Genomic DNA, 14,981 nt, shown 5'->3' with positions numbered 1-14,981 from the left:
CATGGCCGCCGTCATTCAAAGGGGACGCGGAAACCCATAAAGCTCCCTTCGCCGAAACGGAGGGGTCAGTGGAGAGCCTTGAGGCTGCTCCAAATGCAGGAACACGCCATGCCCTTCCCCGACCCCTCCCGCAAGCGGGAGGGGGACGAGGTCGGATAAGACGTGCTGATTACAGCTTGACGACGTTCGACGGCGCGGCGGCAGCCGCCTCGTCTTCGCCGGTGTAGAGCGAGACCATCGGCTCGTCGTCGACGATCACCGTGTCGCCGGCCGTGAAGCCGTTGAAGCCGGTACGCATCGCCGCGCCGTACGCGCCGAGCATGCCGATCTCGATATAGTCGCCCGCCTGGATGTCGGCCGGCAGCTCGAACGGTCCCGCCATGCGATCCATGTCGTCGCAGGTGGGGCCATAGAAGCTGAAGCCCATGTCCTTGGCGTTCGAATCCGGCTCGCGCAGCAGGCGGACCGGGAAGCGCCAGCCGAGATGCGCCGCATCGAACAGCGCGCCGTACGCGCCGTCGTTGATGTACAGCTCGTCGCCGCGACGACGCTCGACGCGCACGACCAGCGAGCTGTATTCGGCGCACAGCGCACGGCCCGGCTCGGCCCACAATTCTGCCGAATAGGAAATCGGCAGGCTTTCGAAGGCGCGGTGGATCGTCGCGAAATAGCGCTCGAGCGGCGGCGGCTCCATGCCGGGATAGCTGGACGGGAATCCGCCACCGACATCGACGACATCGACGGTGACGCCCGCCTCGACGATGGCGGCGCGGGCGCGCTCCATCGCATTGGCATAGGCTTCCGGCGACATCGCCTGGCTGCCGACATGGAAGCAGATGCCAAGGGCATCGGCGACCTGGCGAACCGCGATCAGCAGGTCCTTGCTCTCGCCCGGGCCGACGCCGAATTTCGACGCAAGGCTGAGCTTCGAGTGATCCGACGAAACGCGGAGGCGTACGCACAGCGTGAGATCGGTGGCGCCCTTGGTGGCACGCACGATCTTGTCCAGCTCTTCCATGCTGTCCAGGCTGAATACGCGAACGCCGTACTCGAAATACGCCTCGGCGATGGCTTCCTCAGCCTTTACCGGGTGCATGAAGCACAGGGTTGCTTCCGGCGCGACACCGGCGACGAGGCGAACCTCGGCGATCGATGCGACGTCGAAATGCGTGATTCCGCTCTCCCACAGGATCTTGATCAGATCCGGCGAGGGGTTGGCCTTCACGGCATACATCGAGCGGCCCGGAAACTTCTCAGCGAAGAAGCGGGCGGCACGCGATGCAGCGTGCGGGCGGACGAGCGTTACCGGCTGGACCGGACGAAGCTTAGCGATTTCGGCAACACGGGTGGTGCCGAGATGGGTGGTCGCTAACCCCAGCGCGCGATGATGCTTGTGCAACTCAAGGGACCTCCAAATGCCGTGAGGCAAACATTGACGAAAAGCTGCCTTGCGGTTGGAAGTCCCATGGGGCAGCGGAGGAGCGCACATATGCGCGTCGGTCCCCCATGTAAAGTGATTCTGGGGTCCGTTTTTCTACGGCGAGGGATGCTCTGTGACGATTTTGCGACAGCCTACCCGCGCAGGGGTACGTGACGCCGCGGCGAAGGTGGCGGCGATCCTCCCGCCGACGCCTTTATTGGTGCAGGACGTGCGCGGCGTGCCCGTCGCGTTCAAGGCCGAAAGCCTGCAGCCGATCGGCGCGTTCAAGATCCGCGGCGCGTGGCACCGGCTGACCGCGCTGGACGAACGGGTGCGCGACAAGGGCGTGGTCGCCTTCTCCTCGGGCAACCATGCGCAGGGCGTCGCCTGGGCGGCGAAGCGGCTGGGGATTCCCGCGGTGATCGTCATGCCGGCGGACGCGCCCAGGGTGAAGCTGGAGGCGACGCTGGCGCTGGGGGCGGAGGTGGTCCGCTATGATCGCCGTACCGAAAGCCGCGAGAAGATCGCCGAGCAGCTCGCCCATGCCCGCGGCGCGGCGCTGGTGCCGAGCTTCGACGACACCTGGATCATCGAGGGGCAGGGGAGTGCCGGGATCGAGGCAGCCAGGCAGATGGCCGAGGCGGGGCTGGAAGCCCCGGCGCGGGTGCTGGTGCCCTGCGGCGGGGGCGGGCTCTCCGCCGGGATCGCGCTGGCGCTGCCCGAGGCGGAGATCTTCCCCGTCGAGCCCGAGGGCTGGGACGACATGCGCCGGAGTCTCGAAGCGGGTTGGATCGAACCGGTCGGGGACAATCCGCCGCCGACGGCGTGCGATTCGCTACAGACGCAGCGGGTTTCTTCCCTTACTTTCGAGGTGCTTGCGCGGCGTGGTGCAACCGGCATTGCGGTGAGCGAGCGGGAGATCAGAACGGCGCAGCGCTGGGCAGCGGCAAAGCTGCGCCTGGTGGTGGAGCCGGGTGGGGCGGCGGGAATCGCCGCGCTGCTCGCCGGCAAGATTCCGGCGGAACCCGGGACGCTGGTGATCGTTTCGGGCGGCAACGTCGACCAGGAGGACTATGCGCGGACGCTCGGGGGCACGGAATGATCGCGGAAATCCGGTCGGCGGGGCGATTGCCCAGGTCGCCAGCATCGGCACGCTCGCGCTCGGCCATTTCCTCTGGTTCGCGCTGCGGATCGCCTATCGCAGCGATCCCAAGCTGGCGGCTGCCGCGGCCTGCTGCTGCGTCTGCGTCGTCACCGGCGTGACCGTATGGGCGGTGGTGACCTGAGCGGGCTGTCCGGCCTCTATCCGCTGACCATGGGCATCGCCATGCTGGCGGTGCTGGCGCTCGCCTGGGGCGGGGTGACGGTGCTCCGCCGCGGCGACCGGCAACGCGGCGTGCTGATGCTGGTCTGCGCGCTGGTGATCCTGGCCAATGTGCTGATCTGGACGGTGTGACGTTTCGATCCTCCCCTGGAAGGGGAGGTGGCATGCCGAAGGCATGACGGAGGGGTGTCCACGCTGGTAGCGGCGTCCAGGCCTTGCGCCGGGACACCCCTCCACCACGCCTTCGGCGCGGTCCCCCTCCCCTTGCAGGGGAGGATCTGACGCCCGTTACAACTTGCGACCTATTTCGAGTCGCCCCCGCTTGGCCGTCTGCGATATCCTGCCGCCCGCAGCAGGAGAGCCAGGATGCGCGCGATCGGGTGGGTGGTAGCCGGACTGTTCCTCGCGGGCCCGCCCGTGCTCGCCCGGCAGCAGGTCGAGCCGGCGGCACCCGCTGCCGTCGCGCCGAAGCGCAACCTCGCCTATGGCACCGCGCCCGAGCAGAAGCTCGACTACTACCCGCCGACCGTCCTCACCCGCAGCGCGCCGCCGCTGATCGTCTTCGTCCATGGCGGCGGCTGGGAGCATGGCTCCAAGGACAATGCGACCGGAGACGCCAAGATCCGGCATTTCACCGGCAAGGGCTATGCCTTCGCCACGATCGACTATCGGCTGGTGCCCGGCGCCACGGTGGAGCAGCAGGCGCAAGACGTGGCATCCGCGCTCGCCTGGCTGGTGGCGCATGCGCGCGACCTGCACTTTGATCCGGGCCGCATGGTGCTGATGGGGCACAGCGCCGGTGCGCATCTCGCCGCGCTGGTCGCCACCGATCCGCGCTACATGCATGCGCAGGACCTGATGCTCGACCAGCTGCGCGGCGTGGTGCTGCTCGACGGCGCGGCCTATGACGTGCCCGCGCAGATGGCCGAGGCCGGGCGGTTCATGCGGCCGATCTATACCGAGGCGTTCGGCACCGATCCCGCGCGGCAGCGCGCATTGTCGCCGATCGCGCACACCAAGGGGCCGAACGTGCTGTCGTTCCTGATCCTGCACGTCCAGCGCGAGGACGGCACGCGCCAGTCCGAAGCGCTGGCCAAGGCGTTGCGCGTGGAGGGATCGGAGGTGGCGGTGCAGGGCTTCGAGGGCCGGGGCCTGCGCGGCCATGTCGCGATGAACCGGCAACTGGGCGAGGCGGACTATCCCGCCACCGCCGTCGTCGATCGCTGGCTCAGCGCGACGTTCGCGCCGCGCTGAGCCGCAAGGATCCTCAGCGGATCGGGCAGTTGGGGTCGAGCCGCATGTCGAGATAGCGGTCGACCGAGCCCATCAGCTGCTCCATCTCGTGCTCGAAGAAATGGTTCGCGCCCGGGATGGTGTCGTGGTGGATGGTGATGTGCTTCTGGGTGCGCAGCTTGTCGACCAGCTTCTGCACCGCGCCCGGCGTGACCACCTCGTCCTGCTCGCCCTGGATGATGATGCCCGAGCTGGGGCAGGGCGCGAGGAAGGTGAAGTCGAACATGTTCGCCGGCGGCGCGACCGAGATGAAGCCGCGGATTTCCGGACGGCGCATCAGCAGCTGCATGCCGATCCAGGCGCCGAAGCCGAAGCCGGCGACCCAGGTGGACGAGGCCTCGGGATGGAAGCTCTGCACCCAGTCGAGCGCGCTGGCGGCGTCCGACAGCTCGCCGATGCCGTTGTCGAAGGTACCCTGGCTCTTGCCGACGCCGCGGAAATTGAAGCGCAGCGTGGCGAAGCCCCGGCGCTGGAAGGTCTTGTAGAGATCCTGGACGATGCGGTTGTTCATCGTGCCGCCCGCATTGGGATGCGGGTGGAGGATCATCGCAACCGGTGCGCGCGGGCGCGGGGCGGGAGCGAAGCGGCCCTCAAGGCGGCCTTCGGGTCCGGGGAAAATGACTTCGGGCAAGGCGGATCCTGTTCAATAGGGAGATGCGCGGTGGAGCGCAGGAACATGGTCGCTATATAGGCAGCGGGTCCCTTCACGCAATTGGAACGCCATTGGCCGCTCGACTCTATCTGGATCACGCCGCGACGACCCCGATGCTGCCGGAAGCGGTGGCGGCGGTGATGGAGGGCATGACGCGCTGGGCGAACCCGTCCTCGCCGCATGGCGACGGGCGCGCGGCGCGGGCGGCGCTGGAGGACGCGCGGCGGCGGATCGCCGCGGCCTATGGCTGGGCGCACGAGCTGCTGCTGACCAGCGGGGCGAGCGAATCGCTGGCCATTGCGATGGCGCGGAGCGTCGCCGCGCGGCGGGTGATCACTGCGGTGGAGCATGACGCGGTGCTGCGGCTGGGCGAGGGGGTGGCCGTGCTGCCGGTGACGGCAGGCGGCCTGTTGAACCTGGATGCCCTGGCCGCCGCGCTGCAGGGCGAGGGCCGGACGCTGGTCTGCGTGCAATGGGCGAACAGCGAGACCGGGGTGCGCCAGCCGATCGCAGCGATTTCGGAGATTGTCCACGGCGCGGGCGGCCTGCTGCTGGTCGACGCCGCGCAAATGCCGGCGCATGCCGATGCCGAGGTGCTGCGCCATGCCGATCTGGTCGCCGTCTCCGCCCACAAGCGCGGCGGGCCGCCGGGGATCGGCGCGTTGCTGGTGCGCGATCTGGGCGTGCTGCTGCCGACCGGCGGGCAGGAAAAGGGTTATCGCGCCGGGACCGAGAACCTGCCGGGCGCGCTCGGCTATGCGGCCGCCGTGGAAGTGCCCGAAGATCTCGCGGAAATATCCCGGCTGCGCGCAAGGCTCGAGGCTGCGATCCTCGGGGCTGGCGGCGAAGTCGTCGGGGCGGAGAGCCCGCGCAGTCCGCTGATCGGCGCCTATCGGATGCCGGGCGTGTCCTCGGCGGCGCAGCTGATCCGCTTCGATCTGGCCGGTGTCGCGGTGTCGGCGGGCAGCGCCTGCTCCTCGGGCAGCATGCGGCCCAGCCATGTGCTGACCGCGATGGGCTGGACCGAACCGGCCTTGCGTGAAGTGGTGCGGGTCAGCTTCGGGCGGAGCACCACCGACGCCGATGTCGATCGCTTCGCCGACCTCTGGCGCGCCACCTTCGAGGACGCTCGGGCGCGGGCGGCATGATCTATCTCGACTATCAGGCGACCACGCCGCTCGATCCGCAAGCACTGGCCGCGATGCTGCCCTGGCTGGAATCCCAGCATGCCAACCCGCATTCCCCCCACGCGCCGGGCCGAGCGGCGCGGGCGGCGGTGGAGGTCGCGCGGGCGCAGGTGGCGGCGCTGCTGCCGGCGGGCGGCAGCCTCGCCTTCACCAGCGGCGCGACCGAGGCGCTCAACTGGGCGATCAAGGGCACCAGCGGGCCGATCGTCACCCTCGCTACCGAGCATGCGGCGGTGCTGGACACCGTGGCGGCGACCGGGCGGCCGGCGACGGTGCTGCCGGTTGGTCCTGACGGTCTGGTGGATCTGGACGCCGCCCGGGCGGCGATCCTGACGGGCACGGGGCTGGTCGCGGCGATGTTGGTCAACAACGAGATCGGCGTGGTCCAGCCGATCGCCGCGCTGGCCGAGATCGCCCACGAAGCGGGCGCACTGTTCCTGTGCGACGCGGTGCAGGGCTATGGCCGGGTGCCGATCCCGCGTAAGTGCGACCTGGTGGCGATCTCCGCGCACAAGATCCACGGGCCGAAAGGCATCGGCGCGCTGTGGGTGCGCGATGGGCTGACGCTCGCGCCGCTGCTCCATGGCGGCGGGCAGGAGACGCTCGGGCGATCGGGGACGCTGTCGCCAGCGCTGTGTGCGGGGTTCGGGGCTGCGGCGAAGGTGGCGGCTGCCCGAGCCGACGCGGACGCAGCGCATGTGGCGCGATTGTCCGCGATAGCCGCGGAGCGCCTCCAACTACCCCCCCTTCCGCCTGCGGGAGGGGATGGGGGAGGGTGCGACGTGGCGGTTCTTTCTTCCACGCCACAGCCTGCGACCCTCTCTCACCCTCCCCTAGCCCCTCCCGCAGGCGGGAGGGGGACTGCAGGCTGGACCCTCAACGGCTCCGCCACCCACCGCTACCACGGCAACCTCAACCTGCGCCGCGACGGGCTCGACGTCGCCCGGCTGATGTCCGACCTGCGCGACATCGCCTTTTCCGCCGGCTCAGCCTGTGCCAGCGGCTCGGGTCGGCCGAGCCATGTGCTCCGCGCGCTGGGGCTTTCGGACGCGCAGGCGCGTTCCAGCATTCGTATCGGCTTCGGCCGGATGACCACCGAGGAGGAATTGATGACCGCACTCGACCGACTCTGCGCCGCCGCCGACGCCCAGCGGGTGGCCGCATGATCCGGGTGCGGTTCGAGGCCACGGGCGGTGCAGTGCAGGAAGTGGAGGCGCCGCCCGGCGCGCGGCTGCTCGAAGTGGCGCAGAATGCCGGTCAGCCACTGGAGGGGACGTGCGAGGGCCAGATGGCGTGCTCGACCTGCCATGTGATCGTCGCGCCTGCCGATTTCGATCGCTTGCCCCCTGCGAGCGAGGCGGAAGAGGACATGCTCGACCTGGCCATGGGCGCGGTGCGGACAAGCCGGCTCGCCTGTCAGATCCTGCTTACCGACGCGCTGGATGGCCTGACCGTGCGCATGCCGAGCGCCCACCGGGACATGCGGGGGCGGTGACGCCTACCAGTGGCAGCGGGGATCGCGGTCGTTCAGCTTGGCGAGCAGCACCGCCATATCCTGCGGCAAGCCGAGGTCGCGCGCATAGGCGTTGGCGATCGCCCGACCGATCCCGTCGCACGCACGCGGCGGCTCGATGCGACAGGGAGTCGCCGTGTCTGCCGCCTGGGCCTTGGAGGGAGTCGTCTGAACCACGCTCCCCCAACGGCCATGGGTCGGTTTCGTTGCCTGCGATAGTTGCAGTTCATCGCAGTTATATGGTTTTTGAACGATAGGCTGCCCCGTGACTCATCCCGACTTCTCCGCCGCGCTGTCGCGTATTGCCGAGCATTCCCCGTTTCTTGGCCTCGTCTTGGGGCGCGAGGGGGACATCGCGGCCGATCCCGCCGCGGCCATTGCCGATCCGATCGCTGTCTCGGCTGCCCCGACCCGGGACATGGCCGAGCCGCAGGCGCTGCGCATCCAGCGGCGGCGGCTCGCGCTGATCGCGGCGATCGGAGACCTGTCCGGCGCCTATGATTTCGGCCGCACCACGCGGCTGCTCAGCGACTTCGCCGACGACGCGCTCGACCGCGCTATCCGCGCCGCGATCCGCGAGCGCACGCCCGATGCGGTGCCGCGGGGCTTCGCCGCGATCGCGCTCGGCAAGCAGGGCAGCCGCGAGCTCAACTATTCGTCGGACATCGACCCGATCCTGATCTTCGACCCCGCGACGCTGCCGTGCCGCCCGCGCGAGGTGCCCGAGGAAGCGGCGGTGCGGATCGCGCGGCGGGTGCTGGAGATCCTCCAGCAGCGCGACGGCGACGGCTATGTGCTGCGCGTCGACCTGCGGCTGCGCCCCTCGCCCGAGGTGACGCCGATCGCGCTGCCGGTGGAGGCGGCGATCAGCTATTATGAAAGCCAGGCGCTGCCCTGGGAGCGCGCCGCCTTCATCCGCGCCCGCGTTGCCGGTGGCGATCGCGCGCTGGGGGAAAGCTTCCTCGATGCGATCCGCCCCTTCGTGTGGCGGCGCGCGCTCGACTATGGCACGATCCGCGAGATCCAGGAGATTTCGCGCCGCATCCGCGACCATTATCAGCAGGGCCAGCGCTTCGGCCCCGGCTACGATCTCAAGCGCGGCCGGGGCGGGATCCGCGAGGTCGAGTTCTTCGCGCAGATCCACCAGCTGATCCATGGCGGCCGCGACCCGGCGCTGCGCGTGCCCGCCACCCGCGATGCGCTCGCCGCGCTGGCTGCGGCGGGGCGGATCGATGCGGGTGAGGCGGCGGCGCTCGACGAGGCTTATGTGCTGCTCCGCACGATCGAGCATCGCCTGCAGATGATCGACGACCGCCAGACCCACACGCTGCCCAGCGACCCGGTCGCGCTCGATCATGTCGCGCGGCTGCACGGGCTGGACGACGGCGCGGCGCTGGTCGCGCTGCTCCAGCCGCATGTCGAGCGGGTCGGCCGCATCTACGACGCGCTGGCCGAGGCGGGCGGCAGCGGCCTTCCGAGCGACCCCGACACGCTGGGCGAGCGGCTGGCCCAGGCCGGCTTCCCCGATCCCGAGATCGCCCGCCGCGTGGTGGAGGGCTGGCGTAGCGCGACCTATCCGGCACTGCGCAGCCCGGCGGCGCAAAGCGCGCTGGAAGCGGTGCTGCCGACCTTGATGAGCGGCTTCGGCGGCGCGCCCGATCCGCAGCATGCGATCACCCGCTTCGACGCGATGCTCAAGCGGCTGCCGAGCGCGGTCAACATCTTCCGCCTGCTCGAGGCGCAACCGGCGCTCACCCGGCTGCTGAGCGCGATCCTCAGCCATGCGCCGACGCTCGCCGAGCAGCTCGGACGCCGGGCGGAGCTGCTCGACGGGTTGATCGACGCCAGCGCGCTGGCACCAGTCGGTGACGTGCCCGAGCTGATGGCGGCGATGGCCGCCGAGGAGCGCGGCGCGGACTATCAGTGGCGGCTCGAACATGTCCGCCGCATCGTCAACGAGAAGCGCTTTGCCCTCGGCGCGCAGATCGTCGCGGGGGCGAGCGATCCGCTCGATGTCTCGGCCGGCTATGCGCGGGTTGCCGAGGCCGCGATCGAGGTGCTGGCGGCGGCGACGGTGGAGGAGTTCGCCGGCCAGCACGGCCATGTGCCCGGCAGCGAGCTGGTGATCCTGGCGCTCGGCCGGATGGGCGGCGGGGCGCTCACCCACGCCTCGGACCTCGACCTGATCTACCTGTTCACCGGCGACTATGCCGCGGAATCGGACGGGCGGCGGCCGCTCGGCGCGGTGACCTATTATAACCGGCTGGCCCAGCGGGTGACCGCGGCGCTGTCGGTGCCCACCGCCGCCGGGCCGCTCTACGAAGTCGACACCCGACTGCGGCCCTCCGGAACGCAGGGGCCGCTGTCGGTCTCGCTCGAAGGCTTTGCGAACTATCAGGAAAAGGACGCCTGGACGTGGGAGCATATGGCGCTCACCCGGGCGCGGCCGGTGTTCGGCTCGGCGGAGGCGCGTGCGCAGGTGCAGGCGATCATTACCCGCGTGCTCCACGGCGCCCGGCCCGAACGCGACATCCTCGCCGATGCCGCCAAGATGCGCGCCGACATGGCCGCGCACAAGCCGCCGGCGGGCCCGCTCGACGCCAAGCTGCTCGACGGCGGGCTGGTCGATCTGGAGTTCGCGGTGCACGTCCAGCAGCTCTGCCATCGCACCGGCTTCGATCCGCAGCTCGGCAAGGCGATCGATGCACTGGTGGGGCAGGGGACCATGCCCGCGGCGCTGCGCCCGGCGCACGACTTTCTCACCCGGCTGCTGGTGACGCTGCGGCTGGTCGCCCCCGATGCGCAGCCGCCGGGCGAGCGCACCCGCGCGCTGATCGCCCGCGCGCTCGGCCTGCCCGATTGGGAAGCGGTGGTTGCGACGCTGGATGCAACGCGGCAGGAGGTGCGCGACTGCTGGGCCGCAATCCAGGCCGGCAACTGACGGAGACCAGATGATGAGCATCGAGCAGGGCGACGCGCTCCCCAACAGCGCGCTGGTGGCGGCGGACGGCAGCGCACTCGCGCTTCCGGCATGGGGCGCAGGCGCGCCCTTCATCCTCTATTTCTACCCCAAGGACGATACCTCGGGCTGCACCCGCGAGGCGCAGGACTTCACCGCGCTGATGCCGGAATTCATCGCGCTGGGCGTGAAGATCCTCGGCATCTCCAAGGATCCGCCCGCCAAGCACCAGAAGTTCACCGCCAAGTACGACCTCACCGTGCCGCTCGCCACCGACGAAGACGGCGCGCTAATGGAAGCGCTGGGCGTCTGGGTCGAGAAGTCGATGTACGGCAAGAAATATATGGGCATCGAGCGCTCGACCTTCCTGTTCGACGCAGGCGGCAAGCTGGTCCGCGCGTGGCGCAAGGTGAAGGTGCCCGGCCATGCCGTCGAGGTGCTCGACGCGGCAAAGGCGCTCGGGTGAGCGACAGGCAAAGCGTGGCGGCGGCGGTGCGGGCGGTGCTCGACGCCGCCGACCCGACCGACAAGGTGATGAAGGCCCGTGCCGCCGCGCGCGACTGGCGGCTGGGTCGGCTCGACTTCCGCTTCGACGTCGCCATGCCCGATCGCCCCGCGCGGCCGGATGCGCCCGAGCTGCTGCCGCCCAACCGCATGCCCAAGCGCGGCAAGGGCGGCTCCGAGCGCGGACGGATCGCGCTGATCCATGCGCTTGCCCATATCGAATTCGTCGCGATCGACCTGGCCTTCGACCTGATCGGCCGGTTCGGCGCGCAATTCCCGACCGGCTTCACCGACGACTGGATGCGCGTCGGCGCCGACGAGGCGATGCATTTCGCGCTGCTCGACCGGCGGCTGCGCAGCCTCGGCAGCCACTATGGCGCGCTGCCCGCGCATGACGGGCTGTGGGACGCGGCAACCGAAACGGCGCACGATGTCAAGGCGCGTCTGGCCGTGGTGCCGATGGTGCTGGAGGCCCGCGGACTGGATGTCACGCCGGCCACGATCGAACGGTTCGACGCTGTCGGCGACGCCGTCACGTCGAAGATTCTGACGCGCATCGTCACCGATGAGGTACGTCACGTAAGGGCTGGTACGGAGTGGTTTGAGTCGGCCTGCAAGGCCGACGATTGCACACCCGAAACGACCTGGCGCGCATTGGTTCGCACGCACTTTCGGGGGGCCGTTAAGCCGCCGTTCAACGACTCGGCGCGCGAAGCAGCCGGTTTGACGCGGGATTACTACCAAGCGCTTGCCGCTGGCTGATTATCCTCCAAAAGAGTCCCCAAGCGGGACGGCGAGGTCAGGGGCTGCCCAATCCGTCCGCATCATCCTGAAGTAGAATGTCGGGTCGCACCGGCTTCGCTTCCATGAATGCGCCGGGGACTCATGGCTGTACCGTCTGAACGCAAGAACGACGATTTCGCACGCAAGTTCCGGGACTTCTTCACCACCCGCGATGTGATTCTCCACGAAGGCGGCAAGCTGCGCCGCTTCAGTGTCGGCGGCCGCTCGCAGGCGCTGTTCGCCAGCGCCGCGACGCTGACCGTGCTCTTCTCCGGCTATGGCATGTCGCAGGCGATGGCCGGCGCGATCGCCTATACCGCGCCGGTTGCGGGTTCGCCCGAGGCGCAGGTCGCCGCGATGCGCGCCGAGGTTTCCCGCATGCGCGCCGAAGTCGCCGCCGCCAAGGAAGCCGCCAAGCTGCAGGCCGCCAAGATCGAGCAGCGTCAGGCGGTGCTGAACGCGGTCGTATCGGGCAAGGCCGATCGTTCGGTGCTCGAGGCCGATCTCGCCGCGGCGCCGAAGCAGACCAGCGCGCTGACCGACGAGATCGTCGCCCCGCTGCGCAAGGTCGAGGCGCGTCAGGTCGCGCTGGCCGCGCAGGCGCAGAAGGTCGGCGAGGCGCGCGTGCGCCAGGCCGCCGCGCGCATCCAGCATCTCGGCCTTGCGCCCAACCGCTTCGTCAAGGTGAACGTCGCGATGGGCGGCCCGTACGAGCCGGTGAGCGACGAGGATGCTGCGGCAGCCACCACCGCCGATGCCGATGCGCAGTTCCGCTCGCTGTTCGAGACCTGGAAGAAGCTCGACTCGATCGAATCGAGCACGATCTCGATCCCGTCGATGCAGCCGGTGCAGCATGTCAGCTTCACCTCGCACTATGGCGTCCGCTCGGATCCGTTCCGCGGCACTGCGGCGATGCATGCCGGTGTCGACATCCCCGGCCAGATGGGTACCCCGATCTACGCGACCGCGGACGGCATCGTCTCGCACGCCGGTCGCCAAGGCGGCTATGGCAATCTGGTCGAGATCAACCACGGCCATGGCATGGAAACGCGCTACGGCCACCTCTCGAAGATTCTGGTCGCGGACAACACCCGCGTCCGCCGCGGCCAGATCATCGGCCTGATGGGCTCGACCGGCCGTTCGACCGGCACTCACCTCCATTACGAGGTCCGTCTCGACGGCCGTGCGATCAATCCGATCCCGTTCATCCAGTCGGGCGAGTATATCGCGCAGGCACCGGTTGCCGGCGGCGTCGGCGGTCCGCGCGGCCAGCGCTGAGCGCATTGCCGGACGGGCATGGGCGCATTATCTGACGCCCATGACGACGACTATCGACCAGCCCACCATCGCGCTGACGCCCGCCGCTGCGGCGCGCGTCGCCGCGATCGCCGCCAAGCAGGCCAAGCCCGCCATTCTGCGGCTTTCGGTGGAAGGCGGCGGCTGTTCGGGCTTCCAATACCGTTTCGGTCTCGCCGAGGGGGTGGAATCTGATGACAGCATCGCCGAGGTGGATGGCGTGAAGCTGGTGGTCGACTCGGTCAGCCTCGATCTGGTCCGCGGCGCACAGGTGGACTTCATCGACAATCTCGGCGGCGCGCATTTCGCGGTGACCAACCCCAATGCGGCATCCGGTTGCGGTTGCGGCACCAGCTTCTCGATCTGAGCGCAAGCCTTTGAAAATCGTCAGCTACAACGTCAACGGCATCAAGGCGCGGATCGATCGCCTGGTCGAGTATCTCACCGAGCAGCAGCCGGACATCGTCTGCCTCCAGGAGCTGAAGAGCTCCGACGACACGCTGCCGGTCGCGGCGATCGAGGCGGCGGGCTACGGCGCGGTATGGCACGGCCAGAAGGGCTTCAACGGCGTGGCCATCCTCGCCAAGGGCCAGCAGCCGATCGAGCGCCAGCGCGGCCTCGCGGGCGATCCCGAGGATGCGCACAGCCGCTATATCGAGGCCGAGGTCGGCGACCTGATCGTCGGCGGGCTCTACCTGCCCAACGGCAATCCGCAGCCCGGGCCGAAGTTCGACTACAAGCTGCGCTGGATGGACCGGCTCTACGACCGCGCGGCGCAGCTGCTCGCGGAGGAGCGGCCGGCGATCCTGGCGGGCGACTTCAACGTCATCCCCAATGACGACGACACCTTCTCGGTGCGCGCCATGGCCGAGGACGCGCTGATGCAGCCGGAATCGCGCGAGCGCTACCGCATGCTGCTCGCGCAGGGGTGGACCGATGCGCTGCGCACCCGCTTCCCCAAGGGCGGTGTGTGGACCTTCTGGGACTATCAGGCGGGCGCCTGGCAGCGCGACGCGGGCTTCCGCATCGATCATCTGCTGCTCAGCCCGCAAGCGGCGGATCGCTTCACCGGCGCGGGCGTCGACAAGGACCATCGCGGCCGCGAAAAGGCCAGCGATCATGCGCCGACCTGGGTGACGCTGCGCTAGGCCCGGCGCGTTCGGCTTTCTTTTTTCTGAAGTGGCGACGGTGTTGGCATCTCGCGCCAACCCTTGGTTGGTTGCGCCGTATTATGGCACCATGACACTTCGGTGAATTATGCTAAGTCATTGAAAACAAGTGTCGATGAAAACTGGCACGGGTCCTGCAATACTTCGAGGTACCGGCGAAAGCGAAGGAGCGTCGGCCCTTAAAGCAGACAGGAACCTGACATGAGCGCAATTCGCACACCCAAAATCCTAGGCCTGATACCGGCCGCCGTGCTGCTCGCCACCACCCTGACCGCGGCTGCATCGGCCCAGGCTGCCTCGGAGCCCGAGCAGACCAAGGCGGCCGCGAAGAAGGACCTTCGCTCGCTGGACCCGATCGCCCGACGTCTCGTCTGGTGCGTCGAGCGCAAGGCGGCCGACGGCTCGGACAAGAAGATCAAGCAATGCAAGACCCGCGAGGCCTGGATCCGCGAAGGCAACGATCCCTTCCGCGAATACTGATCGCCCGCAACCACCTCTGACATTTCAAGACGCGTACCAACCCCCGCATCGCGTGCGGCGGAACGATCCCGCACGCCTTTTTCAGGAGAAGAGACATGACCAACTTCGCTCGTACCGCTCGCATCGGCGCCACCCTGTTCGGCGCTTGCGCCCTGGTCGCGGTCGCCGCCGTTCCGGCCAACGCCGCATCGGACAAGGAAAAGCGCGTCGAAAGCGCGGCGAAGACGGAAGCCGGGTCGGTCCGGGTGTGCGTACAGTCCGAGGCGCCGACCGGCACCCGCATCGCACCCAAGCGCCAGTGCAAGACGCGTGATCAGTGGATCAAGGACACCGGCATCGACCCGCTGGCGACCCGCTGAGCCGTCGGCCGGCAGCGGGCGGGAGGACCGCCCGCTGCCGCC

18 protein-coding genes are annotated in these 14,981 nt (G+C 69.1%); 15 read left to right on the top strand and 3 right to left on the bottom strand.

Features of this window, described 5'->3' with window-relative positions; genetic code table 11:
• Positions 1–169: 169 nt before the first annotated feature.
• Positions 170–1,399 (bottom strand): type III PLP-dependent enzyme, encoded by a 1,230-nt coding sequence (locus ABIC65_RS17920; RefSeq protein WP_354310518.1) that lies wholly within the window; start codon positions 1,397–1,399, stop codon positions 170–172.
• 154 nt (positions 1,400–1,553) lie between these two features.
• On the opposite strand from ABIC65_RS17920, the gene ABIC65_RS17915 reads away from it, so the two are divergent.
• The 4 genes from ABIC65_RS17915 to ABIC65_RS17900 all read left to right on the top strand — a co-directional run bounded on the left by ABIC65_RS17915 (position 1,554) and on the right by ABIC65_RS17900 (position 3,998).
• The gene (locus ABIC65_RS17915; protein WP_354310517.1) at positions 1,554–2,522 is read left to right on the top strand and encodes a threonine ammonia-lyase; all 969 of its coding nucleotides are present in this window, start codon (positions 1,554–1,556) and stop codon (positions 2,520–2,522) included.
• Positions 2,494–2,706, top strand: coding sequence for a hypothetical protein (locus ABIC65_RS17910; RefSeq protein WP_354310515.1), 213 nt, complete (start codon positions 2,494–2,496; stop codon positions 2,704–2,706). Before ABIC65_RS17915 ends, ABIC65_RS17910 begins: the two co-directional genes overlap by 29 nt.
• Entirely contained in the window at positions 2,688–2,876 is a 189-nt protein-coding gene (locus tag ABIC65_RS17905) for a hypothetical protein (RefSeq protein WP_354310513.1), read from the top strand. The genes ABIC65_RS17910 and ABIC65_RS17905 overlap by 19 nt, the downstream gene beginning before the upstream one ends.
• 234 nt (positions 2,877–3,110) lie before the next feature.
• Positions 3,111–3,998, top strand: coding sequence for an alpha/beta hydrolase (locus ABIC65_RS17900; protein ID WP_354310511.1), 888 nt, complete (start codon positions 3,111–3,113; stop codon positions 3,996–3,998).
• Between the two features lie 13 nt (positions 3,999–4,011).
• Here the strand turns inward: ABIC65_RS17900 and ABIC65_RS17895 are convergent, their stop codons facing one another.
• Positions 4,012–4,668, bottom strand: a complete 657-nt coding sequence (locus ABIC65_RS17895) for an alpha/beta hydrolase (protein ID WP_264609245.1) — start codon at positions 4,666–4,668, stop codon at positions 4,012–4,014.
• Positions 4,669–4,760: 92 nt separating this feature from the next.
• On the opposite strand from ABIC65_RS17895, the gene ABIC65_RS17890 reads away from it, so the two are divergent.
• The 3 genes from ABIC65_RS17890 to ABIC65_RS17880 are packed head-to-tail and all read left to right on the top strand — an operon-like array spanning position 4,761 to position 7,371.
• Positions 4,761–5,837: a cysteine desulfurase family protein gene (locus tag ABIC65_RS17890; protein WP_354310509.1), complete on the top strand. Its 1,077-nt coding sequence runs from the start codon at positions 4,761–4,763 to the stop codon at positions 5,835–5,837.
• Positions 5,834–7,042 (top strand): cysteine desulfurase family protein, encoded by a 1,209-nt coding sequence (locus ABIC65_RS17885; RefSeq protein ID WP_354310507.1) that lies wholly within the window; start codon positions 5,834–5,836, stop codon positions 7,040–7,042. The genes ABIC65_RS17890 and ABIC65_RS17885 overlap by 4 nt, the downstream gene beginning before the upstream one ends.
• Positions 7,039–7,371, top strand: a complete 333-nt coding sequence (locus tag ABIC65_RS17880) for a 2Fe-2S iron-sulfur cluster-binding protein (protein WP_354310506.1) — start codon at positions 7,039–7,041, stop codon at positions 7,369–7,371. The genes ABIC65_RS17885 and ABIC65_RS17880 overlap by 4 nt, the downstream gene beginning before the upstream one ends.
• A gap of 3 nt (positions 7,372–7,374) precedes the next feature.
• Here the strand turns inward: ABIC65_RS17880 and ABIC65_RS17875 are convergent, their stop codons facing one another.
• Positions 7,375–7,566, bottom strand: coding sequence for a hypothetical protein (locus ABIC65_RS17875; RefSeq protein WP_354310504.1), 192 nt, complete (start codon positions 7,564–7,566; stop codon positions 7,375–7,377).
• Positions 7,567–7,654: 88 nt separating this feature from the next.
• Between ABIC65_RS17875 and ABIC65_RS17870 the strand changes: the two genes are divergently transcribed.
• The 8 genes from ABIC65_RS17870 to ABIC65_RS17835 all read left to right on the top strand — a co-directional run bounded on the left by ABIC65_RS17870 (position 7,655) and on the right by ABIC65_RS17835 (position 14,939).
• Complete coding sequence (locus tag ABIC65_RS17870; protein WP_354310502.1) at positions 7,655–10,330, top strand: bifunctional [glutamine synthetase] adenylyltransferase/[glutamine synthetase]-adenylyl-L-tyrosine phosphorylase; 2,676 nt, start codon at positions 7,655–7,657, stop codon at positions 10,328–10,330.
• A gap of 10 nt (positions 10,331–10,340) precedes the next feature.
• On the top strand, positions 10,341–10,814 hold the full coding sequence (locus ABIC65_RS17865; RefSeq protein ID WP_354310500.1) for a peroxiredoxin: 474 nt from the start codon (positions 10,341–10,343) through the stop codon (positions 10,812–10,814).
• Positions 10,811–11,614 (top strand): ferritin-like domain-containing protein, encoded by an 804-nt coding sequence (locus tag ABIC65_RS17860; protein ID WP_354310499.1) that lies wholly within the window; start codon positions 10,811–10,813, stop codon positions 11,612–11,614. The genes ABIC65_RS17865 and ABIC65_RS17860 overlap by 4 nt, the downstream gene beginning before the upstream one ends.
• A gap of 123 nt (positions 11,615–11,737) precedes the next feature.
• Positions 11,738–12,913, top strand: coding sequence for a M23 family metallopeptidase (locus ABIC65_RS17855; protein ID WP_354310497.1), 1,176 nt, complete (start codon positions 11,738–11,740; stop codon positions 12,911–12,913).
• Positions 12,914–12,953: 40 nt separating this feature from the next.
• Positions 12,954–13,298, top strand: a complete 345-nt coding sequence (gene erpA, locus ABIC65_RS17850; protein WP_354310495.1) for an iron-sulfur cluster insertion protein ErpA — start codon at positions 12,954–12,956, stop codon at positions 13,296–13,298.
• A 10-nt stretch (positions 13,299–13,308) separates the two neighbouring features.
• Positions 13,309–14,079, top strand: coding sequence for an exodeoxyribonuclease III (xth, locus tag ABIC65_RS17845; RefSeq protein ID WP_354310494.1), 771 nt, complete (start codon positions 13,309–13,311; stop codon positions 14,077–14,079).
• 222 nt (positions 14,080–14,301) lie between these two features.
• Positions 14,302–14,580, top strand: a complete 279-nt coding sequence (locus ABIC65_RS17840; RefSeq protein WP_354310493.1) for a hypothetical protein — start codon at positions 14,302–14,304, stop codon at positions 14,578–14,580.
• Positions 14,581–14,675: 95 nt separating this feature from the next.
• On the top strand, positions 14,676–14,939 hold the full coding sequence (locus ABIC65_RS17835) for a hypothetical protein (RefSeq protein ID WP_354310491.1): 264 nt from the start codon (positions 14,676–14,678) through the stop codon (positions 14,937–14,939).
• Positions 14,940–14,981 lie beyond the last annotated feature (42 nt).

The sequence above is a fragment of the Sphingomonas trueperi genome (assembly GCF_040545665.1).
Lineage (GTDB): Bacteria > Pseudomonadota > Alphaproteobacteria > Sphingomonadales > Sphingomonadaceae > Sphingomonas > Sphingomonas trueperi_B.
Note: the sequence above shows the minus strand (reverse complement) of the source record. Positions and strands in the feature narration are given on the sequence as shown.